Origin of the sequence: Nocardia vulneris (assembly GCF_001613425.1) — a bacterium.
GTDB lineage: Bacteria > Actinomycetota > Actinomycetes > Mycobacteriales > Mycobacteriaceae > Nocardia > Nocardia vulneris.
This window is the reverse complement of the sequence record NZ_BDCI01000005.1, coordinates 1-25,528: the sequence shown is the minus strand read 5'-3', so window position 1 is coordinate 25,528 and position 25,528 is coordinate 1. Positions and strand designations below refer to the sequence as shown.

At 67.5% G+C, this 25,528-nt stretch carries 23 protein-coding genes; 13 read left to right on the top strand and 10 right to left on the bottom strand.

Translation table 11 applies throughout. The features are described 5' to 3' along the window. Positions 1-1,704: 1,704 nt before the first annotated feature. Both nucS and NVU01S_RS09060 read right to left on the bottom strand, forming a co-directional pair. Positions 1,705-2,391, bottom strand: coding sequence for an endonuclease NucS (gene nucS / locus NVU01S_RS09065; RefSeq protein ID WP_042261397.1), 687 nt, complete (start codon positions 2,389-2,391; stop codon positions 1,705-1,707). Between the two features lie 68 nt (positions 2,392-2,459). Beyond that, positions 2,460-3,176 (bottom strand): rhomboid-like protein, encoded by a 717-nt coding sequence (locus NVU01S_RS09060; protein WP_052281459.1) that lies wholly within the window; start codon positions 3,174-3,176, stop codon positions 2,460-2,462. A gap of 177 nt (positions 3,177-3,353) precedes the next feature. Here NVU01S_RS09060 and NVU01S_RS09055 point away from each other — a divergent pair, with 177 nt between their 5' ends. Then, positions 3,354-3,659, top strand: coding sequence for an Rv1322 family protein (locus tag NVU01S_RS09055; protein WP_042261402.1), 306 nt, complete (start codon positions 3,354-3,356; stop codon positions 3,657-3,659). Positions 3,660-3,823: 164 nt separating this feature from the next. Here the strand turns inward: NVU01S_RS09055 and NVU01S_RS09050 are convergent, their stop codons facing one another. Then, positions 3,824-4,825 (bottom strand): coiled-coil domain-containing protein, encoded by a 1,002-nt coding sequence (locus tag NVU01S_RS09050; RefSeq protein WP_043683077.1) that lies wholly within the window; start codon positions 4,823-4,825, stop codon positions 3,824-3,826. An 86-nt stretch (positions 4,826-4,911) separates the two neighbouring features. After that, the gene (mce, locus tag NVU01S_RS09045) at positions 4,912-5,373 is read right to left on the bottom strand and encodes a methylmalonyl-CoA epimerase (RefSeq protein ID WP_042261405.1); all 462 of its coding nucleotides are present in this window, start codon (positions 5,371-5,373) and stop codon (positions 4,912-4,914) included. Between the two features lie 108 nt (positions 5,374-5,481). Here mce and NVU01S_RS09040 point away from each other — a divergent pair, with 108 nt between their 5' ends. The 3 genes from NVU01S_RS09040 (at position 5,482) to NVU01S_RS09030 (ending at position 8,071) form a co-directional block, all read left to right on the top strand. Continuing rightward, the gene (locus NVU01S_RS09040; RefSeq protein ID WP_043683074.1) at positions 5,482-6,660 is read left to right on the top strand and encodes an acetyl-CoA C-acetyltransferase; all 1,179 of its coding nucleotides are present in this window, start codon (positions 5,482-5,484) and stop codon (positions 6,658-6,660) included. A 129-nt stretch (positions 6,661-6,789) separates the two neighbouring features. After that, on the top strand, positions 6,790-7,158 hold the full coding sequence (locus NVU01S_RS09035) for a DUF3817 domain-containing protein (protein WP_014982088.1): 369 nt from the start codon (positions 6,790-6,792) through the stop codon (positions 7,156-7,158). Between the two features lie 61 nt (positions 7,159-7,219). Further along, positions 7,220-8,071: a tetratricopeptide repeat protein gene (locus NVU01S_RS09030; protein ID WP_043683070.1), complete on the top strand. Its 852-nt coding sequence runs from the start codon at positions 7,220-7,222 to the stop codon at positions 8,069-8,071. Positions 8,072-8,133: 62 nt separating this feature from the next. Here the strand turns inward: NVU01S_RS09030 and glgB are convergent, their stop codons facing one another. The 4 genes from glgB to NVU01S_RS09010 form a co-directional block, all read right to left on the bottom strand. Beyond that, positions 8,134-10,290: a 1,4-alpha-glucan branching protein GlgB gene (glgB, locus tag NVU01S_RS09025; protein ID WP_043683067.1), complete on the bottom strand. Its 2,157-nt coding sequence runs from the start codon at positions 10,288-10,290 to the stop codon at positions 8,134-8,136. Next, on the bottom strand, positions 10,290-12,290 hold the full coding sequence (locus tag NVU01S_RS09020) for an alpha-1,4-glucan--maltose-1-phosphate maltosyltransferase (RefSeq protein ID WP_043683064.1): 2,001 nt from the start codon (positions 12,288-12,290) through the stop codon (positions 10,290-10,292). Before NVU01S_RS09020 ends, glgB begins: the two co-directional genes overlap by 1 nt. Positions 12,291-12,798: 508 nt before the next feature. Continuing rightward, a complete protein-coding gene (locus NVU01S_RS09015; protein WP_063048091.1) occupies positions 12,799-13,440 on the bottom strand; it encodes a LysE family translocator in 642 nt (213 codons plus the stop codon). Positions 13,441-13,922: 482 nt separating this feature from the next. After that, complete coding sequence (locus NVU01S_RS09010; RefSeq protein WP_043662969.1) at positions 13,923-14,510, bottom strand: TetR/AcrR family transcriptional regulator; 588 nt, start codon at positions 14,508-14,510, stop codon at positions 13,923-13,925. 81 nt (positions 14,511-14,591) lie between these two features. Here NVU01S_RS09010 and NVU01S_RS09005 point away from each other — a divergent pair, with 81 nt between their 5' ends. The 9 genes from NVU01S_RS09005 (at position 14,592) to NVU01S_RS08965 (ending at position 23,860) form a co-directional block, all read left to right on the top strand. Further along, complete coding sequence (locus NVU01S_RS09005) at positions 14,592-15,035, top strand: VOC family protein (protein WP_043662974.1); 444 nt, start codon at positions 14,592-14,594, stop codon at positions 15,033-15,035. A gap of 79 nt (positions 15,036-15,114) precedes the next feature. Then, on the top strand, positions 15,115-17,703 hold the full coding sequence (gene glgP / locus NVU01S_RS09000) for an alpha-glucan family phosphorylase (RefSeq protein WP_043662977.1): 2,589 nt from the start codon (positions 15,115-15,117) through the stop codon (positions 17,701-17,703). 122 nt (positions 17,704-17,825) lie between these two features. Next, positions 17,826-19,187, top strand: a complete 1,362-nt coding sequence (locus NVU01S_RS08995; RefSeq protein ID WP_043662980.1) for an NCS2 family permease — start codon at positions 17,826-17,828, stop codon at positions 19,185-19,187. A 149-nt stretch (positions 19,188-19,336) separates the two neighbouring features. After that, positions 19,337-19,876 carry a DoxX family protein gene (locus tag NVU01S_RS08990; RefSeq protein ID WP_043662983.1) on the top strand — a complete coding sequence of 180 codons (540 nt, stop codon included), beginning with the start codon at positions 19,337-19,339 and terminating at the stop codon, positions 19,874-19,876. A 205-nt stretch (positions 19,877-20,081) separates the two neighbouring features. After that, positions 20,082-20,480, top strand: coding sequence for a RidA family protein (locus NVU01S_RS08985; RefSeq protein WP_244467071.1), 399 nt, complete (start codon positions 20,082-20,084; stop codon positions 20,478-20,480). 223 nt (positions 20,481-20,703) lie between these two features. Continuing rightward, complete coding sequence (locus NVU01S_RS08980) at positions 20,704-21,270, top strand: DUF3558 domain-containing protein (protein WP_043662986.1); 567 nt, start codon at positions 20,704-20,706, stop codon at positions 21,268-21,270. 81 nt (positions 21,271-21,351) lie between these two features. Then, on the top strand, positions 21,352-21,750 hold the full coding sequence (locus tag NVU01S_RS08975) for a hypothetical protein (RefSeq protein WP_052280076.1): 399 nt from the start codon (positions 21,352-21,354) through the stop codon (positions 21,748-21,750). Further along, a complete protein-coding gene (locus NVU01S_RS08970) occupies positions 21,750-23,096 on the top strand; it encodes a hypothetical protein (RefSeq protein WP_043662989.1) in 1,347 nt (448 codons plus the stop codon). Before NVU01S_RS08975 ends, NVU01S_RS08970 begins: the two co-directional genes overlap by 1 nt. Continuing rightward, positions 23,093-23,860: an ESX secretion-associated protein EspG gene (locus NVU01S_RS08965; RefSeq protein ID WP_041562448.1), complete on the top strand. Its 768-nt coding sequence runs from the start codon at positions 23,093-23,095 to the stop codon at positions 23,858-23,860. Before NVU01S_RS08970 ends, NVU01S_RS08965 begins: the two co-directional genes overlap by 4 nt. Here the strand turns inward: NVU01S_RS08965 and NVU01S_RS08960 are convergent, their stop codons facing one another. Together NVU01S_RS08960 and NVU01S_RS08955 are read right to left on the bottom strand one after the other, a co-directional pair. After that, positions 23,861-24,556, bottom strand: a complete 696-nt coding sequence (locus NVU01S_RS08960; RefSeq protein ID WP_043662994.1) for a methyltransferase domain-containing protein — start codon at positions 24,554-24,556, stop codon at positions 23,861-23,863. It abuts the gene before it with no gap. 174 nt (positions 24,557-24,730) lie between these two features. Next, positions 24,731-25,528, bottom strand: a 798-nt coding sequence (locus tag NVU01S_RS08955; RefSeq protein ID WP_169815262.1) for an ATP-dependent DNA helicase, incomplete at its 5' end; no start/stop codon positions are given.

Below are 25,528 nucleotides of genomic sequence, written 5' to 3'. Positions count from 1 at the left end.
ATTGCAGAAGACCCCCGACATCGTCGGGGGTCTTCTTGCGTTCACGACCCTTTCCCACAGCGCCGCCCTTCCCGCGCCCGATCACCAACGGCCCGCCGATCGAAGACTAGGTTGCGTCCGGCCGTCGATGGCGGGCAGGCGGATTCGCAGGCTCTAAGTCGAAAATTGCGCTGGACGAGGGCCTCCCGTGCACCACGGTTCGTCGCGACCGGGCGATTCGTTGCGACGGGCGAATCGTCGCGGCGTGGCGCGGCTCGGGTCAGGGTACCGAGCCGGCGACCTGTACTGAGCGGCCTTGATTCACGCCTACCTGAACGTTCAGCGCACCGGTGCGCTGAAGACCTCGCGCACGGTGCGACCCTGCCCGCCACGACATCTCGGCGGCGCACTCGGCCCATCACCCAGCCCGCAAGCCCGTCGCAGAACCTGCTGCTCGGGTGACCACTGCGACACCGGCAGGAAACTCTGCGGCGCATCATGGCGGCCGAAAGCGTAGCGGCCACAAAGAGACGGACATGGCCGAGGACCGTGCGGCTCGCGGTCACACTAGCGTCTCGGGCACAGGTGCGATGGCGACATGGCTGCCAGCCGAGGCCCCTGCGACCCGCAGTTACGCCAGTTGCGCCTCAGTGTGCTTCGGCCGAAGATGCAGCGAGGGAATGCCCCGCCAGCCGAGGACCGTGCGGCCCGCGGTCACACCAGTACGGCTGCATACGCCTCGACCACAGGCGCAGTGGAGGCACGGCTGCCAACGTCGATCATCACAACGGCACCATCGCGCATGTGCCTGAACCGCAGCGGAGGGCCGTACGGTCGGTGGTCTCGCCGGTATGGACGACGGGCGCCCACGCTGATCACGCTCAGAACAGACGGCCCGCACGGCCCGGGGTGGCGGGCCTACTGCGAATGTGGCGCGGCCACAGGCGCGATGGAGGCTCGACCGTCAGCCCAGGACCGTCAGCGCAGCCCGCGGTTGTGTCAGTGCGACCGACCATCGGGCTCGCTGAATCACGCGCAATACAAACGGCCTGCATGGCCTGGCGGCGGCGAGGGCTGCCCGGGCCCCGTAAGGAGCCTTAGGGGCGCACCAGCACGGTGAATGTGGCTCGGCCACAGTCAAGGGGGCGCACGGCGACCTCCCGAGAACCGCGCGGCCCGTGGTCGCGTGGCGCGGACCTCGGCTGTCCCGCTGGATCATGCTCAGAACGGAAGCCCTTGGCCTGTACCGGTGCTGCGATTGTGGGGCGGCAACAGGTGCGGAGGCATGGCTGCCGGCCGAGGGCTGTCAGCGCGGCCACCGGCGCGTCGGCAAAGGCCCTTGGGACGCACCCGGCACGGTGAATGTGGCTCGGCCACAGGTGAAGTGGGTGCACGGCGACCTCCCGAGAGCCGCGCCGCCTGCGGTGGTCGGGCGCGGACCTCGGCCGTCCTGCGCTGAATCACGCTCCGATGGGACGCACCGACACAGTGAATGCGGCTCGGCTACAGGCGATGCGGGAGCGGCGGCCACCTCCTGAGAGCCGCGCCGCCTGCGGTGGTCGGGCGCGGACCTCGGCCGTCCTGCGCTGAATCACGCTCCGATGGACGCACCGGCACAACGAATGTGGCTCGGCCACAGGTGAAGCGGTCGCACGGCCACCTTCCGAGAACCGCGCGGCCTGCGGTCGCGTGGCGCGGGACCTCGGCGGTCCTGCTGAATCACGCTCAGAACAGGCGGAATTCGGTGCTTTCGGTGCCGCGGAGGGTGTCGTAGTCGAGGACGAGGCAGCGGATGCCGCGGTCTTCGGCGAGGGTGCGGGCTTGCGGCTTGATCTGCTGGGCGGCGAAAACGCCTGCGACAGGGGCGAGTAGGGGGTCGCGGTTGAGCAGTTCGAGGTAGCGGGTGAGCTGTTCGACGCCGTCGATCTCGCCGCGGCGCTTGATCTCGACGGCGACGGTGGCGCCTGCCGCGTCCCGGCACAGCAGGTCGACGGGGCCGATCGCGGTCATGTATTCGCGGCGGATCAGGGTGTAACCGGCGCCGAGCGTGTGCACATGTTCGGCGAGCAGTTCCTGAAGGTGGGCTTCCACACCGTCTTTCACCAGGCCGGGGTCGACTCCGAGCTCGTGCGAGGAGTCGTGCTCGATGTCCTCGATGGTGATGCGGAGTTCCTCGCCGGCCTTGTTGGTGACGACCCAGAGCGCCTTGGCACCGTCGGGTACGTCTGCGGCGCCGCGCTCCTCCAGCCAGCACGGTGGGCTCATCCAGTTCAGCGGTTTGTACGAACCGCCGTCGGAGTGCACGAGGACCGAGCCGTCCGCTTTCATCAGCAGCAGGCGGCGGGCCATGGCCAGATGGGCGGTGAGTCGCCCTACGTAGTCGACCTGACAGCGAGCAATCACTAGGCGCACCCAAGCACTGTAGGTGAACGGCCGCGCGACGTTGTCGTCAGCCCGCCGCGAGTGCGGTCGTGTCCGGTTCAGCCGAAGAGCACGGCACCCGCGAGCACCGCGCTGGTGGCCAGCAGCGCCAATTCCACCTTGGTGAAGGGGCGGGTGACCGGGGCTTTGGTGCGGATCATGCCGTAGCCGACGGCGGAGCCGATGCAGAAGGCCAGCAGGTGACCGACGTTGGTGAAGGTCTGGCCGAGCAGGACGCCGGCTACGGCGGCGGCGAACCACCCTGTGGCCCAGGGGATGCGGGACCGGCGCGGGACCACGAAGACGAGCGCGCCGATCAGTGCCATCGCGCCGTAGCTGATGCCGACGTCTTCGCTCCACCGCACACTCGCGGGCATCCAGTCGAATTCGATCGCCACCCACAGTCCGGCGGCCACGAGCAGGGTCGCGCCGATATGCCCGGCGAGGAACACCCGCACCATGTGCAGCGCACCGAAACGCAGTTCCGCCAGCGCGAGCAGACAGGCCAGCATCGGCATGATCAGCCAGGCGACGCCGACGTCACCGATGACGAGCGCGCTCGACAGCAGGGTGACGATGCGGCCCTGCAGCAGATTGTGCAGATTGGTGCTGGCGTGCAGCACCACGTTCGACTGGGCCGAGTCGCTGAGCACGGAGAAGATCGAGGTGACGAGAACCAGCGCGGCCAGATAGCCGACTGTCGCGGGCACGCGCGGTCGCCACCAACGAGAACCGACGACCGGCGCCCGGTCGTCCGTGGTCGTCGCGACGGCCATGCCTACCTCCGTTGTCCGGCCCGATCAGGGTATTCCCGGTGTGCGTGCGGTGAAACTGCGCGCCGGCGGGCGTAGCGCAGGCGGTGCCCCACTGTGCCACACGAACCTGAGGACGGCAGGGCAAGCGGCGAACCGGCCGTTCAGAGCCCGCTCGGCGCGGGTAATAGGGTGGAAGGTATGCCTCGTCGGAAACCGCGCCTGGACGGTCAAGCGGGCCGCTCGCGCACGGGCGGCGCGCCGCTCGGTGATGTCTTCGGTCGCACCGAGACAGGCCCGGGCGACGAAACCTATGTGGTGCGCACCATCCCCGGCACCCGCGCGACGAAGCCTTACCGCTGCCCCGGCTGTGACCACGAGATCGCGATCGGCGTCGCCCATATCGTCGCCTGGGCGGCCGACGGCGGCGAGGACGACCGCCGCCACTGGCACAGCGGCTGCTGGAACGGCCGCCGCACCCGCGGGATCACCCGCCGCTGGTCCTGACGCACCCCTTCTGCCTTCCCGCACCGCCTCTGGCATGCCACAGCGGGTGCGGGAACACGGAAAGGGTGCGGGAACCCCGAGCATTAGGAAGGCCGCCCCCGGTAAGGGACGGCCTTCGGATGAATTCGGTTGGGGTACTGCGTTAGTCGCCGCGAGCCCGCCGTTCAGTTGCTGATGTCGGCGTTCTCGCGCTCCTCGTCGACGATCTCGTCGTCTTCGGCCGCGACCTCGGGGATCGCCTTGCGGTTGGCGCCGGCGACCTGCTTGGTGTTGCCACCGATGGACTTGCGGTTGTCCGGAACGCCGTCCAGCAGTTCGCTTTCGCGGTTGACGGCGGCGAGCATCGCGGGCACCGAGTCGAGCTGGCCGCGGATACCGAGCAGCTGGGCGAGCACCCGGCCGCGCAGCACGCGCATCTCCTCGGCCAGTTCCTTCGCGTGCGCGATCTTGCGCTCGGAGGTCTGGGTCGCGGAGGTGATGAGGCGGTTGGCCTCGTCGGTCGCGTCCTTGATCCGCTGTGCGGCCTCGGCGCGGCTGGTGGCCTCCAGCTCTTCCATGGCACGGGTGAGCTTGGTGCGCCGCTCGGCCATGGTGACTTCGAAGTCCTGCTGGTTCGCCTTGCGCTTGGCGTCGGCTTCCTTGCCGAGACGGTCGGCCTCGGCCTGGGCGGCCTCGATGATCTTGGCGGACTCGGTGCGCGCGTTGGCGAGGGTCTGCTCGAACTCGATCTCGAGCGCCTCGCGCTTTTCCTTGGTTTCGGCCAGCAACGACTCGTACTTGCCACGCATTTCGGTGGCCTGCTGCTCCGCGATCGACACCATCTCCGCGGCTTCGGCCTGCGCCAGGGCACGAACTTCGGAGGCCTCGTCGGAGGCCAGCCGCAGCATGCGGGAGATGCGGTCGGACATGCCTTCCGCGGTGGTGGGTGGCACCGAGAGACGGTCGACCTCCTTGCGGAGCTCGTCGATCTCGTCACGCGCATCCTCGAGCTGGCTCGCGAGGTTACGGGCTTGTGCCGCAGCAGCATCCCGGTCGGTAGCGGTGACCCTTAGTTCGGCGTCGAAGCGGTCGAAGTAGTTGCGTACCTCGTCTTGCGCATAACCCTTGCGCACAACGGTGAAGGGCAGTGCAACGAAGCGATTGCGATCGGACTCAGGTGACGACATGGCACACAAACTACAGCCTACCGAGTCCCGATGGTGACTCGACCGCGAATGTGATTCCGATGAGTTTTTCGCGCCCGATCTTGATACTAGTGCGTAACATTCGCGTTCGGCTCGACCAACTCGATCAGCACACCGCCAGCATCCTTCGGATGGATGAAATTGATGCGCGAATCCGCTGTTCCAGACCTCGGCGCCTCGTACAGCAAACGCAGACCGCGGTTTCGCAGGTGCGCGCAGACCGCATCGATGTCGGTGACGCGATAGGCCAGTTGTTGCAGGCCCGGTCCGTTACGGTCGATGAACTTCGCGATGGTCGACTCGGCGTTCAGCGGCGCCAGCAACTGCAGGGCAGTCCCGCGATCGGGCGCGCCGGGCAGCGACAGCATCGCCTCGTGCACACCCTGGCTCTCGTTGACCTCGCGATGGGTCTCGACCATGCCGAGATTCTCCGCATACCAGGCAACCGCGACATCCAGATCGGGCACGGCGACACCGACGTGGTCGACGGCGACGACGTAGTCCGCGGGGATGAAATCGGACGAATCCATATCGTTGCTCACTACTCGAAGGTAGCTCGTACCTGCGTACCGGCAACCGGGGCACAGGAGTTACCGTTGAGTACGGAATTCTGCGGAACAAGCGAAGCGAGGCTCGTCGTGACCACATCAGTAATCGTCTCCGGTGCGCGCACCCCGGTCGGTCGGCTGCTCGGTGGGCTGAAGGACTTCAGCGGTTCCGATCTCGGCGGCTTCGCCATCAAGGCGGCGCTGGAGAAGGGTGGCGTGGCGCCCGAGCAGGTCGATTACGTGATCATGGGCCAGGTGCTCACCGCGGGCGCGGGCCAGATCCCGGCTCGGCAGGCGGCGGTGGCGGCCGGCATCCCGATGGATGTCCCCGCGCTGACCCTCAACAAGGTGTGTTTGTCCGGTATCAACGCAATCGCGTTGGCCGACCAGCTGATTCGGGCCGGTGAGTACGAGATCGTGGTCGCGGGCGGTCAGGAATCGATGAGCCAGGCGCCGCATCTGCTGGAGAAGAGCCGCGAGGGCTTCAAGTACGGCGACGTCACGCTGCGCGATCACATGGCTTACGACGGGCTGTACGACATCTTCACCGATCAGCCGATGGGCGCGCTGACCGAACAGCGCAACGACGCCGAGCCGGTCAGCCGCGAGGAGCAGGACGCGTTCGCGGCGGCCTCGCATCAGCGCGCCGCCGAGGCGTGGAAGAACGGCCTGTTCGACGACGAGGTGGTTCCGGTCGCGGTGCCGCAGCGCAAGGGCGATCCGGTGCTGATCGCCGCCGACGAGGGCATCCGCGCCGACACCACCGCCGAGTCGCTGGCCAAGCTGCGCCCGGCGTTCCGCAAGGACGGCACGGTCACCGCGGGCAGCGCCTCGCAGATCTCCGACGGTGCGGCCGCGGTCGTGGTGATGAGCAAGGCCAAGGCCGAAGAACTCGGCCTGAGCTGGCTCGCCGAGATCGGCGCCGCCGGCGTGGTCGCGGGCCCGGATTCGACCCTGCAGGACCAGCCGGCCAACGCCATCGCGAAGGCCTGTGCGCGCGAAGGCATTTCGCCCGCCGACCTGGATCTGGTGGAGATCAACGAGGCGTTCGCCGCGGTCGGCGTCGCCTCGACCCGCAAGCTGGGCATCGATCCGGCGAAGGTGAACGTCAACGGTGGCGCCATCGCGATCGGCCACCCGCTCGGCATGTCCGGCGCGCGCATCCTGCTGCACCTGGTGCTGGAACTGAAGCGTCGCGGCGGCGGCGTGGGTGCGGCCGGGCTGTGCGGTGGCGGCGGCCAGGGTGACGCCCTGATTGTCCGAGTCTGAGGTCTGCGCCACTCTTTTCGATCGCCCTTCACGAAAATCCTTCGTGAAGGGCGATTTTCGCGAACCGGACTTGACACTGTGATCCGTCGCACTACGACACGTCGTAGTGCATGCGGCACAATAAGGCCTATGGGCAATGTCTTCGACCTGAGCACTGCCGCGAAGCGGCTTCGTTTCATCGCGGTGCTCGAGGCGATCTCGTGGTTTTTCCTGATCATCGGCATGGTGCTCAAGCGGCTGCCGGAACCGATCCTCTGGCCGGTGAAGGTCTTCGGCATGACGCACGGCATCGTCTTCGTGCTGTTCGTGCTCTCGGTCATCGTGGCCTCGCGGGAACTGGGGTGGACCGGCAAGACCACGCTGCTCGCGCTGCTGTCGAGCATCCCGCCGTTCTTCACCGTGGTGTTCGAGATCTGGGCTGTGCGCTCCGGCAAGCTGGGTGAGCTGAGCAACCCGGTTTCTGCCGAGTCCGGAGCCCCGGCCTCGGCCACGTCGTGACAAACTGGAAACCGTGACTCGACCTGCTGCACGCCGTACTTCGCCCGCCGTTGCCGCCGCCATGTCCGGGGCCGTGGACCTGTCCAGCCTGAAGCAGCCGCCCGCCGGAGCATCCGGCGCGGCCGGCGGCGGCGACTACGCGGTCACCGAGGCGAACTTCGAGACGAAGGTGCTGCGCCGCTCGGTGCAGGTGCCCGTGGTCGTCGCGCTGTACTCGCAGCGCAGCCCGGGCAGCGTCGAGCTGGTCCGGACACTGGAACGACTGGTCGGCGAGAGCGGCGGGGCCTGGGATCTGGCCACCGTCGAAGCCGAGTCGAACATGCGGATCGCGCAGGCGTTCGGTGTGCAGGGCATCCCGACCGTCATTGCGGTCGCCGGCGGTCAGCCGCTGGCCGATTTCCAGGGCGCCCAGCCCGAGCCGCAGGTGCGGCAGTGGCTGAGTGCGGTCGTCGACGCGGTGGCGGGCAAGCTGCCCGGCGGCGAGACGCCCGAGGAAGCGCCGGAGGATCCGCGCTTCGTCGCCGCGGAAACGGCGCTGGAGCAGGGCGACATGGCCGGTGCCGAGGCCGCCTACGAGGCGATCATCGCCGCGGAGCCGGGCAACGAGGAGGCCAAGGGCGCGCTGCGGCAGCTGCGGTTCCTCGCTCGCGCGCAGGAGATCCCGGAGACCGCGATCGCCACCGCCGACGCCGACCCCGCGAACGTGGACGCGGCACTGGACGCCGCCGACCTCGAGCTGCTGAGCCAGCTGCCGGAGGCTGCGTTCGAGCGGCTCATCGCGGTCGTCAAGCGCACCGCGGGCGACGACCGCACCAAGGCACGCACCCGGCTGCTCGAACTCTTCGAGTTGTTCGACCAGGCAGAGCCGTTCGTGGTGGCCGCCCGGCGCAAGCTCGCCGCCGCGCTGTACTGATCGGCGGTACCGACGGCTGGTGCCGCGGTACTGACCGGCGGGCTCGGGACCCCGGTGGGCGATCAGCTTTCCGGGGCCAGCCAGACCGCGCTGTTGGGGGCGAGCGCGAGGGTGGCCGAGGCCGGGCGACCGTGCCACGGTTCGTCCGTCGCCTCGACCGCGCCCATGTTGCCGATGCCGGAGCCGCCGTATTCGGCGGCGTCGGTGTTCAGGATCTCCGTCCACCGCCCCGCGCCGGGCAGGCCGACGCGGTACTCGCCGTGCACCGAGCCGGAGAAGTTGTAGACGCAGGCCACCACGGAACCGTCCGACCCGTAGCGCAGGAACGACAGCACGTTGTTGGCCTGATCGTTCGCCTCGATCCAGGAGTAGCCGCCCGGTGTGGTGTCCTGGCTCCACAGCGCGGGGCGCTCGCGGTACACCGTGTTGAGCGCGCGCACCGTCGCGGTGATGCCGAGGTGTAGCGGGTTGTCCAGTTCCGGCCAGTCCAGCCCGCGATCGTGGGACCACTCGCGGAACTGGCCGAAGTCCTGGCCCATGAACAGCAGCTGCTTGCCAGGATGTCCCCACATGTAGGCCAGCAGTGCGCGCACCCCGCTGGCTTTGGCGAAATCGTCGCCGGGCATCCGGGTCCACAGCGTGCCTTTGCCGTGCACGACCTCGTCGTGGCTGATCGGTAGCACGAAGTTCTCGCTCCACGCGTACATCAGCGAGAAGGTGATCTCGTTGTGGTGCCAGGACCGGTGGATCGGGTCGCGGCCCAGGAAATCGAGGGTGTCGTGCATCCAGCCCATGTTCCACTTCATGGTGAAGCCGAGGCCGCCGACGTCGGTGCCGCGGGTGACGCCCGGCCAGCTGGTGGACTCCTCGGCGATGGTGACCACGCCGGGGTGGTGGCGGTGCACGGTGTTGTTGAGATCCTGCAGGAAGTCCACGGCCTCCAGGTTTTCCCGGCCGCCGTGCACGTTCGGCTCCCAACCGCCTTCCGGGCGTGAGTAATCCAGGTACAGCATGGAGGCGACGGCGTCGACGCGCAGGCCGTCGATGTGGAACTCCTCGATCCAGAAGCGCGCGTTGGCCACCAGGAAGTTGCGCACCTCGTGCCGCCCGAAGTCGAAAACGTAGGTGCCCCAGTCGAGTTGCTCGCCGCGCCGTGGATCGGCATGTTCGTAGAGCGGGGTGCCGTCGAAGCGAGCCAGTGCCCATTCGTCGCGCGGGAAATGCGCGGGCACCCAGTCGAGCAGCACGCCGATGCCGGCCCGGTGCAGCCGGTCGACGAAGGCTCGGAAGTCGTCGGGGCTGCCGAAGCGCGCGGTCGGGGCGTAGTACGAGGTGACCTGATATCCCCAGGAGCCGCCGAACGGGTGCTCGGCGATGGGCAGCAGTTCGATGTGCGTGAAACCGGCCACCCGCACGTAATCGGCGAGCTGGTCGGCCAATTCGCGATAGCCGAGGCCGGGCCGCCAGGAACCGAGGTGCACCTCGTAAACGCTCATCGGCGCCTGGGTGGGATCGGTCTGCGCGCGGGTGTCGAGCCACTGCTGGTCGCTCCAGACGTGGCGGCTCTCGGTCACCACCGAGGCCGTGGCGGGCGGCACCTCGGTGGCGAAGGCCATCGGATCGGCGTGGTCGACCGTGCGGCCGTCGGCGCCGTGCACCCGGAACTTGTACATGGTGCCGGGCCCCACATCCGGCACGAACACCTCCCAGATGCCCGAGGTGCCGAGGGCGCGCATCGGCGCGCTCTGCCCACCCCACCCGTCGAAGTCGCCGAATACGGTGACGCCGCGCGCATTCGGCGCCCACACGGCGAACGAGGTGCCGTGCACGTCACCGTCGAGGGTGGTGTAGCGGCGCGGGTGCGCGCCGAGCACGTCCCAGAGTCGTTCGTGGCGGCCCTCACCGATCAGGTGCAGGTCCAATTCGCCCACCGTGGGCAGGAATCGGTAGCCGTCGGCACCGAGCACCGTCTGGCCGCCGGGGTAGGTCGTCACCAGGCGGTAGTCCATGAGTTCGGGATAGGGCACCACCGCGGCGAACACCCCGTGCCCCAACGACTTCAGCGGATGATCCACGCCGCCGACCCTGGCCGCCACCGAATCCGCATGCGGGCGTAGCGCTCTGATCTCCATGCCGTCCGGATGCGGGTGCGCGCCGAGCACGGTGTGCGGATCGGGATGGGTGCCCGCGGCGAGCAGCATCAGATCCCTACGGCGCATCACAGGGTGCTCCGATAGGCCAGTTCGGTGCGCGCCTGCTGGGCGACCGGGGGCAGCGCGAGGATGTGCGCGACCGCGTGCGCCGGGTCCAGCCGCACGTAATTCGTTTGGGCCCAGTGGTATTCCTCGCCACTGACCTCGTCCTGCACCACCGGGTGGTCGTGCCACTCCCGGCCGATGGCGGGCAGATCGAGCGAGAGCATGCCCCATTCGGCGCCGAACGGATTCAGGTTCACCACCACCAGGACGGCATCGCCGCTGCTCGGATCGATCTTCGAATAGGCGATCAGCGCGTCGTTGTCCACGTGGTGAAAGTGGATGCAGCGCAACTGTTGCAGCGCCGGATGCGCCCGGCGGATCTCGTTGAGCCGGGTGAGCCACGGCTCCAGCGATTCCCCGCGCGCCAGGGCCTCGGCGAACGGGCGCGGGCGCAACTCGTACTTCTCCGAATCCAGGTACTCCTCGCTGCCCGGCCGCACCGCCTGGTGTTCGAACAGCTCGAAACCGGAGTACACGCCCCAGGTCGGCGCGAGGGTGGCAGCCAGCACCGCGCGGACGGCGAACATGCCCGGCCCACCGTGCTGCAGGCTCTCGTGCAGGATGTCCGGGGTGTTGACGAACAGATTGGGTCTGGCCTCATCAGCCTTGGCCGCCAGTTCCCGGCCGAACTCGGCGAGCTCCCACTTCGCCACGCGCCAGGTGAAATACGTGTAGGACTGGGTGAATCCGCGTCGCGCCAGTCCGTACAGCCGGGCCGGGCGGGTGAAGGCCTCGGACAGGAAGAGCACGTCCGGGTCGTCGCGGCGCACGGTGGCGATCAGCCACTCCCAGAAGTCGGCGGGCTTGGTGTGCGGGTTGTCGACCCGGAAGATCTTCACGCCCAACGCGATCCAGTGCCGGACCACGCGCAGCACCTCGGCGTAGAGGCCGTCGGGATCGTTGTCGAAGTTGATCGGGTAGATGTCCTGATACTTCTTCGGCGGGTTCTCCGCGAAGGCGATGGTGCCGTCCGGCAGAGTGGTGAACCACTCCGGATGCGCGGCCACCCACGGATGATCGGGCGCGCACTGCAATGCCAGGTCCAAGGCCACTTCCAGGCCGAGTTGTGCTGCGGTGCCGACGAATTCGGCGAAATCCGCCTCGGTGCCGAGTGCGGGATGCACGGCGTCGTGGCCGCCGTCCACGGAGCCGATCGCCCACGGCGAACCGACATCGTCCGCTTCGGCGACCAGCGTGTTGTTGCGGCCCTTGCGGTTGATCGCACCGATCGGGTGGATCGGCGGCAGATAGACCACGTCGAAGCCCATCGCGGCGATCCGGGGCAATTCCTTTGCCGCCGTGGCGAAGGTGCCGTGGATCGGTGCGCCGGAGCTGTCCCGGCCGCCGGTGGAACGGGGGAAGAACTCGTACCACGAGCCGAACAGTGCGCGCTGCCGATCCACCTGCACGGTGTGCTGCGGGCCGCGAGTCACCATGTCGCGCAAGGGCGTCGCGCGCAGGATCTCGGCGATCTCCTCGGCGAAGGCGGGCGCGACCCGGGCGGGCAGTTGCTCGTCGCTGCGCAAAGCCGCTGCGGCCGCGCGCAATCGCTCGAACTGCTTCTTCGGCACGGCCTGCGCGGCCCGCTCCAGCAGCCGGGCGCCGAGCTCGAGATCGTTGTCCAGGTCGGCGGCACTCTGCCCGACCGCGAGCTTGGCCTCCACCGCCGAACGCCAAGTGGCGATCGGATCGCTCCAGCCCTCGATCCGATAGGTCCAGAGGCCGGGCAGGTTCGGCGTGAAGGTGGCGTTGAAGACATCGGGCTCGAAGTCCGGGGCCATCCGGATCCGCATCGGTCGCGACGAACCGGGCGCCCGCACCGCCAGGGTCGCGGCGACGGCATCGTGCCCCTCCCGCCAGACCACGGTGCGCACCGGGAAGACCTCCCCGACGACGGCCTTGGCAGGTCGACCGCCTGCGATGGACGGGGCAGTGTCATCGATTGCGATGCGGCCGGTCACGGGACCAACCTACCGGCACCGGTCCGGATGTACCGGATCAGCGCGGTGATCGGGGAGGGCCGCGGATGGCCTCGGCCGACTTCGTCGCGGCATCGGAGTCGGCCGGGGTGCGACAGTCCGGTCTGCGTCGGCGCGGTCAGCCGGGTGCCGCATTCGTTGGCAGGACATGCCGGACGGGTCGGCTCGCCTTCACTGGTCAGCCGGGGTGGTGCGCGTCCATTGGCAGGGCGTGTCGGAGGGTCGGCTCGCGTTGGCGGTCGGCTGGGTTGTGCGTGCACTGGTAAGGCATGCCGGAGGGTCGGCTCGGCTTCGCGGTCGGCTGGGTTGTGCGTGCACTGGCAGGGCACGTCGGAGGGTCGGCTCGCCTTCGCGGTCAGCTGGGTTGTGCGTGCACTGGCACGGCATGCCGGACGGTCGGCTCGCCTTCGCGGTCGGCTGGGTTGTGCGTGCACTGGCAGGGCACGTCGGACGGTCGGCTCGCCTTCGGCGGCATCGGCGAGGGTGGTTGTCAGCGGGCGTCGGCGGCGAGGCCGAGCCCTAGTGCGATCAGGATCGCGCCGAGGGTCCGCTCCACCCGTTGCCGGATGCCGGTGCGGCGCAGCCAGGTGCCGGCGCGGTCGGCGGCGAGCACGATGCCGACGCACCACGCGGTGTCGATCACCACTTGGATCAGCACCAGCGCGACCACGCTGGGCAGTACCGGACCGCTGGACGGCAGGAACTGCGGCAGGATCGTCAGGCCGAACACCGCCGCCTTCGGGTTCGCGGCGATCGAGAGCAGGGACGCGCGGAAGGCTGCGCCCGGGGTGCGCCCGCTCGGCAGCATTTTGGTCATCGCGCCGCCGAACTCGTCGTCGCGCCGCGCCCCGCGCCACGCCTGGATACCGAGCCAGATCAACACCAACGCGCCGACGATATGCAGCGCGGTGTTCATGAAGTGGTTGGCGACCAGCAGCACCGAGAGTCCGGCGCCGCCCGCGATGCTCCAGCCGAACACGCCGATCTCGTTCCCGGCGACAGCCGCCAACCCCGCCTTGCGTCCGTCGCGCACCGAGCGCTGAAGGAACAGTGCGGTCGCCGGTCCGGGAAGCGCGGCCAGGATCAAACAGGCCAGCAGGAATTGCGGAAGAACGGTGACCCAGTGCGGCATCTGCCGATGCTGTCATGCGGATCGTCGGCGTCGCCAGCGGTTTTCAAGGCGGACTCCCGGATCCTGTGCTGTCCGCTCACACCTGCGTCGGCGTGCGAGAACGGCTGCGAACGACGGCTTGCGGAAGACGGCTGCGAACGACGGCGGCGGGACTCGGCAGCGGGACTCGGCTGCGAACGACGGCTGCCGGAGATGGCTGCGAACGACGGCAGCGGGACTCGGCTGCGAACGACGGCTGCCGGAGATGGCTGCGAACGACGGCAGCGGAACACGGCCGCGGGACACGGCCGCCGGAGACGGCTGCGGGAGACGGCAGCGGGACTCGGCTGCGGGAGACGGCTGCGGGACACGGCCGCCGGAGACGGCAGGGGGACACGGCCGCGGGGACACGGCCGCGGGGACACGGCCGCGGGAGACGGCTCGGGAGACGCTGGCGGGAGACGGCTCGGGAGACGCCGGCGGGAGACGGCCGCGGCGCGTGGCTAGGCGCGGCAGCCCTCCAACAGACCGCGCAGAGCGGCTTTCGTGTCGGTGAGGGCCCGGGGGTCGGTGGTGGTGGCCAACCACAGTGCCGCCTCGTTCATCGCACCGGACAGCAGGTGGGTGAGCGGAGCGACGGGTTGCCGCGCGAGCACGCCCGCGTCGATCAGCGATTGCAGCGCTTCCTCGAGATGGCGGGCCGAGGCGGCCGCGTCCAGCGCGCGCCATTCGTTCCAGCCGAGTACCGCGGGTCCGTCGATCAGCATGATCCGCTGGATTTCCGGATCGGTACAGGAGGTCAGGAAGGCTTCGCAGCCCGCGACCAGTTGATCCCACGGGTCGGTGCCGGTTTCGGCGGCCGCCGAAACCCGCGCGCCGACCTCCTGCTGCACCTGCTCCAGCACCGCGCCGAACAGCGCGGCCTTGCTGTCGAAGTGGTGATAGAGCGCGCCCTTGGTCACGCCCGTCGCCGTGACGATCTCCGACAGACCAACGGCGCCATAGCCTTTCGTCGCGAACAGGCGCCGGCTCGTGTGCAACAGCGCGCGCCGGGTTTCCTCCCGCTGCTGGGTGCGGATCGTGCTCGGCATCGCCTACCTCTCCCTTGACATACCGATGGTATGTGATCTAGCTTAGCTGACATACCATCGGTATGTGAGAGTGAGAGAGTCATGAAACTGAGCAGCTTCTACCCGGTCATCGGCACCACCGACATCGCGGCGGCCCGCGACTTCTACACCACCTGGCTGGGTTTCGAGATCACCTTCGAGGCGGACTGGTACGTGAGCCTGCGTCGCGAAGGCGACCGCACCTACGAACTCGCGCTGCTCGACTACACCCACCCGACCGTGCCCGCCGCCTATCGCAAACCCGTGCAGGGTCTGCTGCTGAACTTCGAGGTGGACGACGTGGACGCCGAATGGGAGCGCCTCGTCGTGCAGGGTGGCCACAAGGCGGAACTGGAGATCCGGTCCGAGGACTTCGGTCAGCGCCACTTCATCATCGCCGACCCCAGCGGCGTGCTGATCGACGTGATCAAGGAGATCCCGCCCGCCGGCGACTACGTGGCGCAGTTCTCCGCGGAGTACGCGGCGGAGAAGTTCGGTGCGCAGTAGCAGCGCGGAGCTGGGCGCACGGTGGTGAGCCGGGCTGCTCGGGCGGACTCGAGGCCTGCGGTTCGGTAGGGTTCGCGGAGTGAAGGCCCTCCGTCGTTTCACCGTCCGTGCCCATCTGCCCGAGCGGCTGGCCGCCCTCGGGGAGCTCGCCACGAACCTGCGGTGGTCGTGGCATCCGCCGACCCAGGACCTGTTCGCCGAGCTGGATCCGCAGCGGTGGCTGGAAATGGGTCACGACCCGGTGCGCATGCTCGGCGAGGTACCCGCCGCGCGGGTCGACGAGCTGGCGGCCGACCCCGACTACGTGCGCCGGGTGGACGCCGCGGCTGCGGATCTGCGCGACTACCTCGCGGCGCCGAGCTGGTTCGAGCGCCGGGCGGGGGAGGAGGGTGTGCGCGGGATCGCGTACTTCTCCATGGAGTTCGGCGTCACCGAGGTGCTGCCCAACTACTCCGGCGGGCTCGGCATCCTGGCAGGCGATCATCTGAAGGCGGCCTCGGATCTCGGCCTGCCGCTGATCGGCGTCGGATTGCTCTACCGCTCCGGCTATTTCCGTCAGACGCTGTCCGCCGACGGCTGGCAGACCGAGCACTACCCGGACCTGGACCCGCAGGGTCTGCCGTTGCGGCTGTTGACCTCCGAGCAGTCGGATTCGGAGACCGCGCCGGTCCTCATCCATGTCGCGATGCCCGACCAGCGGGTGCTGCGGGCCCGGGTGTGGATCGCGCAGGTCGGCCGGGTGCCGCTGTTGCTGCTGGATTCCGATATCGCCGAGAACGATCCGGAACTGCGCGCGGTGACCGACCGCCTCTACGGCGGCGATCAGGAACACCGGATCAGGCAGGAGATTCTCGCCGGTATCGGTGGCGTGCGCGCGGTGCGCGCCTACACCGCCGCGAACGGCCTGCCCGATCCCGACGTGTTCCACATGAACGAAGGGCACGCGGGCTTCCTCGGCGTCGAGCGCATCCGTGAATTCGTCGCCGCCGGAAAGGATTACGACACAGCGCTGGCAGCGGTCCGGGCCGGGACGGTGTTCACCACGCACACGCCGGTGCCGGCGGGTATCGATCGGTTCCCGATGCCGATGGTGCGCCGCTATTTCGGTGGGGCGCACGGTGAATCCGAATCCGCCATGCTGCCAGGGCTTTCCGTCGATCGGATCGTCGCGCTCGGGCGCGAGGCCGATCCGTCCGTGTTCAACATGGCGCATATGGGATTGCGACTTGCCCAGCGCGCCAACGGCGTATCGAAACTGCACGGCGAGGTCAGCCGCGCCATGTTCGCCGGACTGTGGCCGGGTTTCGACGCGGCCGAGGTGCCGATCGGCTCGGTGACCAACGGCGTGCACGCGCCGACCTGGGCGGCCCGCGAATGGTTCGACAAGGCGCGCGAGCACATCGGCGCCGAACTCGTCGAGGAGGCCCGCGGCTGGGAGCGGCTGCGCGATGTCGATCTCGGCGAGCTGTGGTCGACCCGAAACGCGTTGCGCGCCATCCTGGTTGCCGAAGTGCGTCGCCGGGTGCGCGCGTCCTGGCTGGACCGTGGCGCGGCCGAAGCCGAATTGGGTTGGGTGGACAGCGTTTTCGATCCCGACGTGCTGACCGTCGGGTTCGCGCGCCGGGTGCCGACCTACAAGCGGCTCACGCTGATGCTGCGCGATCCGGAACGGTTGCGGGCCCAGCTGCTCGACCCGCAGCGGCCGATGCAGCTGGTGGTCGCGGGCAAGAGCCACCCCGCCGACGATGGCGGCAAGGCGCTCATCCAGCAGGTGGTCCGGTTCGCCGACGATCCCGCGGTGCGGCACCGCATCGTCTTCCTGCCCGACTACGACATGTCGATGGCCCGCTACCTGTACTGGGGATGCGATGTGTGGCTGAACAATCCGCTGCGCCCGCTGGAGGCGTGCGGCACCTCCGGCATGAAGTCCGCGCTCAACGGTGGACTGAACCTGTCCATCCGGGACGGCTGGTGGGACGAGATGTACGACGGCGAAAACGGTTGGGCCATCCCGACCGCAGACGGCGTCAGCGACGAGCATCGCCGCGACGATCTGGAAGCCGCCGCGCTCTACGACCTGTTCGAGCGCACGGTCGCGCCCCGCTTCTACGACCGCGATGCCGCGGGCATGCCGGTGCGCTGGGTCGAGATGGTGCGCCACACTTTGCAGACCCTCGGCCCGAAAGTGCTGGCCTCCCGCATGGTTCGGGACTACGCGGTCGAGTACTACGCGCCCGCCGCCAACGCCTACCAGCAGGCGACGGCCGACGATTTCGCCGTCGCCCGCGCCATCGCCGACTACCGCCGCCGGGTCGAGGCGGCGTGGCCGTCGGTGAAAGTGATCCAGGTGGACAGCGCGGGCCTGCCGGATACGCCGATCATCGGGGCGCGGTTGTCGCTGACCGCGCGCATCGATCTCGGTGGTCTCGCGGTCGACGACGTGGTGGTGCAGGCCGTACTCGGCCGGGTGTCGCCGTCCGACGACCTGTCCGATGTGGTCACCATTCCGATGACCCATCAGGGTTCGGACTCCGGGGTCGCGCACTTCGTCGTCGACACGCCCGTGCCGCTGTCCGGCGCCGTCGGATACACGGTGCGCGTGCTGCCGCACAACGAACTGCTCGCCGGTGACGCGGAGCTGGGTTTGGTGGCCGCGCCGAACGCCTAGCCCGCGCGTGTGAGCTGGGACAACTGCCCGGTCACGACCGGTGCGTGAATTCCCCGATTCGGCGAACGGTCGGTTACCGTGCCTGGGCACGCCCGTACCGTTTTCCCGACTGGAGATCGCCCATGGCCACCGCCGCACCGACCGAGCCCCGAGGTCGCATCGACGCGTTCTTCGGTATCAGCGCGACCGGTTCGACCATGAAACGCGAGTTGATGGCGGGCACGGTCACGTTCCTGGCCATGTCCTATGTGCTCGCCGTGAACCCGTCGGTGCTCGGCGACGAAGGTGCGCTCGGCGCCAAGGGCATTCCGATGCAGGCCGTGTTCACCGCGACCGCCGTCGCCGCGGTGTTCGGCACGCTCGTCATGGGGCTGTGGGCCAAGTACCCGATCGCGCTCGCGCCCGGTATGGGCCTCAACGCCTTCTTCGCCTACTCGGTGGTGCTCGGCATGGGCATTCCGTGGGAGGTCGCGCTGTCGGGCACCTTCCTGTCCGGCGTCATCTTCTTCGTGCTCGCGATCACCAAGGTGCGCGAGCGCATTCTCAACGCCATCCCGATGCAGATGAAGCTCGCCGTCGGCGCGGGCATCGGGTTGTTCGTGGCGTTCCTCGGGTTGAAGAACGCGGGCATCGTGGTGAACAGCGACGCCACCCTGGTCACCCTCGGCGACTTCACCAAGGGCACCACCCTGCTCGCCCTGTTCGGGCTCGTCGTGACCGTGGTGTTCCTCGTCATCGGCTGGCACGGCGCGGTGCTCTACGGCATCGTGCTCACCGCGGCGGTCGGCATCGTCAGCGGGCTCGTCGACCTGCCCGACGGCGTGGTCGCGGCGCCGAAAGGCTTGGAGCACACCTTCGGTCAAGCGATCATCAACCTGCCCGACGCGTTCACCGGTCAGATGGCCGTCGTCATCCTCACCATGCTGTTCGTCGATTTCTTCGACGCCTCCGGCACCCTGATCGGTGTCGCCAACCAGGCGGGCCTGCTGGACAAGGACGGCAAGCTGCCGCGCGCGGCCAGCGCACTGGCCGCCGACTCCGTCGGCACCATGGCGGGCGCCGTCATCGGCACCTCCACCACCACTGCGTACGTCGAATCCACCGCGGGCGTGTCCGCCGGCGGTCGCACCGGATTGACCGCCGTCACCACCGCGGGCTGGTTCCTCGTCGCCATGTTCTGTTATCCGATCTTCGCGGTCGTCGCGGGATCGGGCGAGGTCACCGCGCCCGCGCTCATCGTGGTCGGCATCCTGATGGCGCGTGCGCTCGGCGAGATCGACTGGAATCGTCTCGAATACTCCGTACCCGCGTTCATCACCATCGTGATGATGCCGCTGACCTACTCGATCGCGAACGGTCTTGCCATGGGCATGCTGTTTTATCCGATTGTGATGGTGGCGAAGGGCCGGATCAAGGACGTGCATCCGGCGATGTGGGCCTTGCTCGTCGTGTTCCTCGGCTACTTCTTCTTCCTTGCGGAGTGAACCCACGTCAGGATGAAACCGTAGAACAGGAATAAGACCGGGTCTTGGGAAGTTGGGTCGCATCGTGTGATAATCGGACCGCAGTCCGCTTCATCGCCGAGGCCAATGAACCAGATGTTTGGAATCGACTTGCAGGGACGAGGACCAGCATGACCACGAAATCTGTACTGGAACGCACCACTACCAATCCCCAGCTGGACGGTATTACCGTCGACATCGGACTGCTGATCATCCGCGTCGTGTTCGGCGCGCTGATGGCGGTACACGGTGCGCAAAAATTGTTCGGCTGGTTCAAAGGTCCCGGCTGGAGTGCAAATGCCGAAGGCTTCGAACTCTCCGGCTACAACCCGGGCAAACTGTTCGGCACTCTCGCCGGGCTCACGGAATTCGTCGGCGGCCTGATGCTCGTCGCCGGCCTGCTGACCCCACTGGCCGGCGCGATCATCCTGGGCACGATGATCAACGCGATCAACTCCCTGTGGAGCTTGGGGCTGTTCGGTAAGGACACCTACGAGATGCCGTTGCTGTTCGCCGCGGTCGGTGCGGCCATCGCCTTCACCGGGGCGGGCAGGTTCTCGCTGGATCACGGTCGTCCGTGGCAGCGGCAAGGATTCGTCTGGGGAGCAGGCGCAGTTGTCCTCGCGTTCGCCGCGGCGATACTTACCCTGATCCTGAAATGGGTTCTGTAAGAAGAACGTCACCGTTCGGGCCGAGACCCGGACGAGCACGCGGGCCTCGCCTCCGAACCGGAGGGAGGCCCGCGCCGCTGTCACCACATCCACAAATCCCATCTGACCTGTCTGCCAACTGCGTGGTGACGACTGCCATGTCACAGTTGGGGATGGTGCTTCGTCGTCCTCTTGTTCTGCTGATGAGTCGAGATACGAGGAGACGATGATGGCCATCGAGATCAGCAACCCCGCGGAACTGCACGACCCCACCGGCTTCGGCTACAGCCATGTGGCGCGGGTGACCGGCGAACTGGTGCTCATTGCGGGACAGTACGACTCCGATGCGCAGGGGCACACCACCAGCGGCGACTTCGCCGTCCAGGTCGACAACGCCTTCGCCAACCTCGGAATCGCTTTGCGCTCAGCCGGTTTGGACTACGCGGACGTGGCGCAACTGCGCACCTTCATCGTCGACCACAACCTGGACAAGCTCGCGGTGCTCGGCAAGAAGATCGCCGAGATCTGGGGTGACCGCCCGCCCGTGCAAACCCTCGCGGGCGTCGCCGCCCTCGCCCTCCCCGACATGCAATTCGAAGTCGACGCCGTCGCCGTGCGCGGCTGAGGCCGAGGGGGAACTGGTGGCGGGGCGCTCTCGGGCGTTGCCGCCACCAGTTCCCCCTGATCGTCTGTCCAGGTCGTGGGGGTGGCCCTCGGCGCGCCGACCTGGCATTCTGCATCCTGAGTGGAACGGTCCAATTGGATAGATCTATTTTGGAACGGAACCAGGGGGAGATCTCGTGCGTCTTATCCTGTGTCGGGAGTCCGGGGCCGTAGTCAGGAGAGATATGCGAACCGCCAGTGTGTCGAGGGTTGCCATCCGCACCGTGCTGGTCGGCGCAGCGGTAACCGCGCTGGTCACCGGCTGTTCCCCCACCAAGGACGGGACACCCACCACGTCCGGACCCAAGACCGTCAACGGGGAGAAGACGGTCGAGTGGAACCCTTGTACGCAGTTGTCGGACGAAGCGTTGAAGGCTGCTCGGATGGATCCGGCGACGAAGGATGTCATCACGGATGCACCATCGGGCCCTGTGGATGCGCGGATGTGTCAGTGGTACCCGGTCGAGGGGCCGTATCTCGTGTCGGTCTCTTCCACGATCTACTCGTTAGATGACGCGCGTAAGAATGACAAGCTCACCGGGTTTCGTGACGTTCAGATCGGCCCGCGAGCGAGTCTGATCTCCGAGGATAAATCGGATACGAAGAAGTTGAGTTGCTACGTGGGCCTGCCTACCGCGCAGGGCACGATCGAGGTAGCTGTTGGGTGGCGGTATGGCGAGCCGGTGACGAAGGATCGATGCGATCTTGCTGTCCAGCATGCGAAAGAGCTTGAACCGTACCTCCCCAAATAGGAGCTCGTGATTGGCGCTTGGGGCTACGAAGTTTTTGACCATGTGCTGACGTACAGGTCGTATCGGTGGGAGGTGTGAAAGTTGGCAGACGAGCAGCCGGGAATGCAAGACATGATGACGCGGTGGCAGACGCTGTATCGGCAGGCGGAAGGGGGCGAGCTTCGCGTCGACGAGGTGGTCGGTGACAAGCTGGCACAGCGTGCTGAGCAGATGCTGACCAAGCTCGGGGACATGCGGAACCAAGCTGCTCGATTGGAGCGGCTTTCCGGTTTCGGCACACTAACTTCCGCTCAGGATCTACAGGCCAAGTTCGCACTCAAAGCCAACAACGGTGGCGATTCCGCGGTTAAGCGGCTCGAGCAGAGCATCGATGTAGTCACCCTCATGCGCGACACCTACAAATTGGCCTGCGGCAAGTTGGCCGAGGCCGACAAGTCGGCTGCCGACAAGCTCGCCGGACTGGATTTGGGGAATTCATAATGGTGTCGTACAACGATTTTCAGGTAGCGATCAACTCTCTGGCGATGGGCGTCGGACTTGTCACCGATTCGTCGGGCGATGCCGACAAGAACAAGACGGACGATCAGCAGCGGGCGACGGATGAGCGAGCCAAATGGGATCAGGACCGTAGCTTCGTCAACAATGAGTGGGCGAGCCTGCTGTCGACTTATGGCAGTGGTGCATTCGATGCGCGAGCGATCAAGGCGCAGGACCCGTTCGAAACGATGTCGCACCAGCAGATCTACGACGCACTGAAGGATGTGCAAGAGGGGCAGATCAACAGTTCGGCCGATGGCTGGCGGAACCTGGCCCGTGACGCGAACAATGCTGTTGATGAGTTCTCCAAAGGTGTGAACCAGGACATCACGGAGCATTGGGACGGCAAGTCCGGGAACGGCGCCATCGATGCGACCCGTGAGTTCTCGACATCGTTTACGAAGCTCGCCACCACTTTCCAAATGGTCGGGCACGGCTTGGATTTGACGCAGGGGCACCTCGCCCAGGCCAAAGGCAGTGTCGGCAAACCGGATAACTACACCGTCGGCGATCGGCTCATCGATGCGCTGCCGTTGCAGAACGTCATCAAGGGCCCCACCTATCGCGCCGAGGAGGCGGAGAAGCAGGCCCGGTTCGTGATGACGCAGTATTACCGGCCGGGTGTGAACGAGGTGGATGGGATCACGCCGATTCTGCCGGAGCCTACGACGACGATCGATAAGGGTAAGGCGGTGGATCCGGGGACCGGCCCGAGCGGCAATCCGTCGAGCAATCCGGGTAGTGATAATCCGTCGAACAACGGGTCGCCGGAGGAGAAGAAGACTACGGAGGAGCCGTCTTCGCAGGATCCGACGACTCCGCAGTCGACGCAGCCGGCGAGCACGAACCCGGGCGACGATCCGGACACGTCGAAGCAGCCGAGTACGACTCCGGCGTCGACGACGCCGGCGAATACGTCCCCGACGGATCCGAACGCGCCGAAGACGCAGTCGCCGACGTCGAACGTTCCGTCCACGCATACGGGTACGCCGTCGGGTGTCCCGGGTTCACCGGGTAGCCCGCGGGCCACGCCGGATCCGGGGAAGAGTGTGCCGGGTAAGGCGAATACGGGGACGCCGGCGGCGGCGGCGAATGCGGCGACGCGCGCCGCGTCGACGGGTCGGGCGGGCACGTCGGGGATGGGTGGCATGGGTGCGCCGGGGGCGCGCGGCAAGGGTGACGAGGATGACGAGCACAAGACGCCGGACTACCTGATCTACGACCGTGGTTCGGAGTTGCTGGGTACGCAGCCGCCCGCGCTACCGCCGGGTGGAGTCATCGGCGGATGAGCGAATCTCGCTGGCGCATGGACGGTTTGATGTTCGAGGTGGCGCTGGAGGCGCTCGGGCGCGACCGGTTGCCGTATCCGTTGCGCTTTTCGGTCGAAGGGGTCGAGGCGTATGAGGACTATGTCCGGTTGCGGGCGCAGGCCAGGGAACGGCTGTCGGGCATCGGGAGTCGTGAGCTCTACACCGCGTTGACGGTGTTGACCGAACCGCAGGTGCGGGTCGAGGTGCACGGTTTCTTCGGCCGGGATTTCAAGCAGGTGGTGCGCGTGCACGCGGGCATGACCGGCCGCGATGCGACGGTCGCGGTCCAGATGCCCGGCCCCACACAGGAATACGGCCGAGATATCGTGTTGACCCGGTGCCCGCCGCGGGCGCTGCCCGGGTTGATCACCGCGCAACTGCCGAACTGTGCGGCGGGCCGGTTTCCGCCGATCAGCGGGCGGCGCACGGATCTGAACCGGGTCGAGTACGCCCGGCATCCGACGCGGCTGTCGCATACCGAGCAGCTCAATCGCATTGTGCGCCGGCCGCGGTCCGGGCTCGGTGAGGTGGGGGTGTTCGCGGGCGGTGCGATCGACAGCAGGCCGACCACGGACGGCCGCGGCTTCCACTGGATGGACTATCTGCCCGCGGACGGCCGCTATCTGCTGCACAACCACGGACACGACGAGTTCACCCTCACCCCGGGGACGGCCGAGGAGATCCAGCGGCAGCTGCATGCGTTGCTCGACACCACCTATCGCGCGGTGGCGCACAGCGGGTAGCTACGGGTGCAGGACCAGTACGGTGCGGGCACCGTGATGGAATTCGTAGTCGGTCGCGCGCAATTCGGTGCCGATACCTTTGTCGGCCAGTTCTTTTCGTAGTTGGGCGAGCAGGTCGTCCTGGTGGTTGCCGAGGTGATCGACCAGCGGGTACAGCCGGACTTCGCCCGCGCACACCCTGGTCAGTTCGAGCAGGGCGGTCAGGTGGAAATGCGCGTCCAGCCGGTCGGCATAGGTGAAGAGCAGATGCGAGCTGAGGACCAGGTCGAAGCTGTGGTCGGGGAACGGGAGCGTCGGCAGTTCGGTGGCGATATAGCGGTCGGGGTGCGCGATCAGGTCGGTGCCGAATCGGCGGGCCGCGGCATGCCGTAGCTCGCGGTGCCGTTCCGGGCTGCCATACCAGTCCCACCGATATCTCGTGGAATGCGCTGTAGCCCAATCGCTTCCGCGATCTGTTTCGGTGAGCGCGAAAGCGCGCAGCGCATCGGGGGCGCGGGCGTATATCGGATCTGCGGCGGTGACCTGCGCGCCGAGCGCACTCGCCTCGGCCGTGAAACTCGCTGCGCCGCCGGGGCAATCGAGAATTCGGCCGTGCAGATCGGCGTCGGTGAGGGTGAATATCGCCCGATATTCGGTCAATGATCTTGCGCTGACCAAGAATTCGCCGAGGACATCACTGTCGGAAGGGTGCTTCATCTGGAAACGGTCTCATGTATCGACCGGACACGACAGGGATTTGTGGTGTCCCCGCGCCGCGTGCAGGGCTTGGCGCGGGGACCGCCGATACATTCGGTGGGAATTGGGGTTCACCGAAGTACCACTGCCAATTTACTTCTGTTCGGAAGTACGCGCGCGGGAATGTGCGCGGTATCACACGGCGTTCGCGGTGAGCCGTTTCAACGCTTTGACTACGACCTCGGGGTCGGCGGTCTCCCAATACGGCGGCAGCGAGGCACGCAGGTATCCGCCGTAGCGGGCGGTGGCCAGCCGCGAGTCCAGGATCGCGACCACGCCGCGGTCGTCGACACTGCGCAGCAATCGTCCGGTGCCCTGCGCGAGCAGCAGCGCCGCGTGATTGGCCGCGACCGTCATGAACCCGTTGCCGCCGCGCGATTCCACCGCCCGCTGCCGCGCGGTGAGCAGGGGATCGTCGGGGCGGGGGAACGGAATCCGGTCCAGGATCACCAGACTCAGCGACGGACCCGGCACATCGACGCCCTGCCACAGCGACAGTGTGCCGAACAGTGAGGTTTCCGGATCGTCGGCGAACTTGCGCACCAGCGCGCCGGTCGAATCGTCGCCCTGGCACAGGACCGGTGTGTCCAGCCGCTCGCGCAACGCCTCGGTGGCCGCCTTGGCCGCGCGCATGGAGGAGAACAGGCCGAGGGTGCGCCCGCCCGCGGCCGTGATGAGCTTCTCGATCTCGTCCAGGTAGGCCGGCGCGAGTCCGTCACGCCCCGGGGCCGGAAGATGTTTGGCGACATACAGAATGCCCGATTTGGCGTGATCGAACGGCGAGCCGACGTCGAGCGAACTCCAGCGCACCTTCTCGGTATCGGCGGGCGCGACGGCGCCGTTCGCCATGCCGGGATCGGCGCGTCCGGGCGTCTGTGCGGGCAGGCCCCAGGTGATGGCCAGTCCGTCGAACGAGCCGCCGATCTGCAGGGT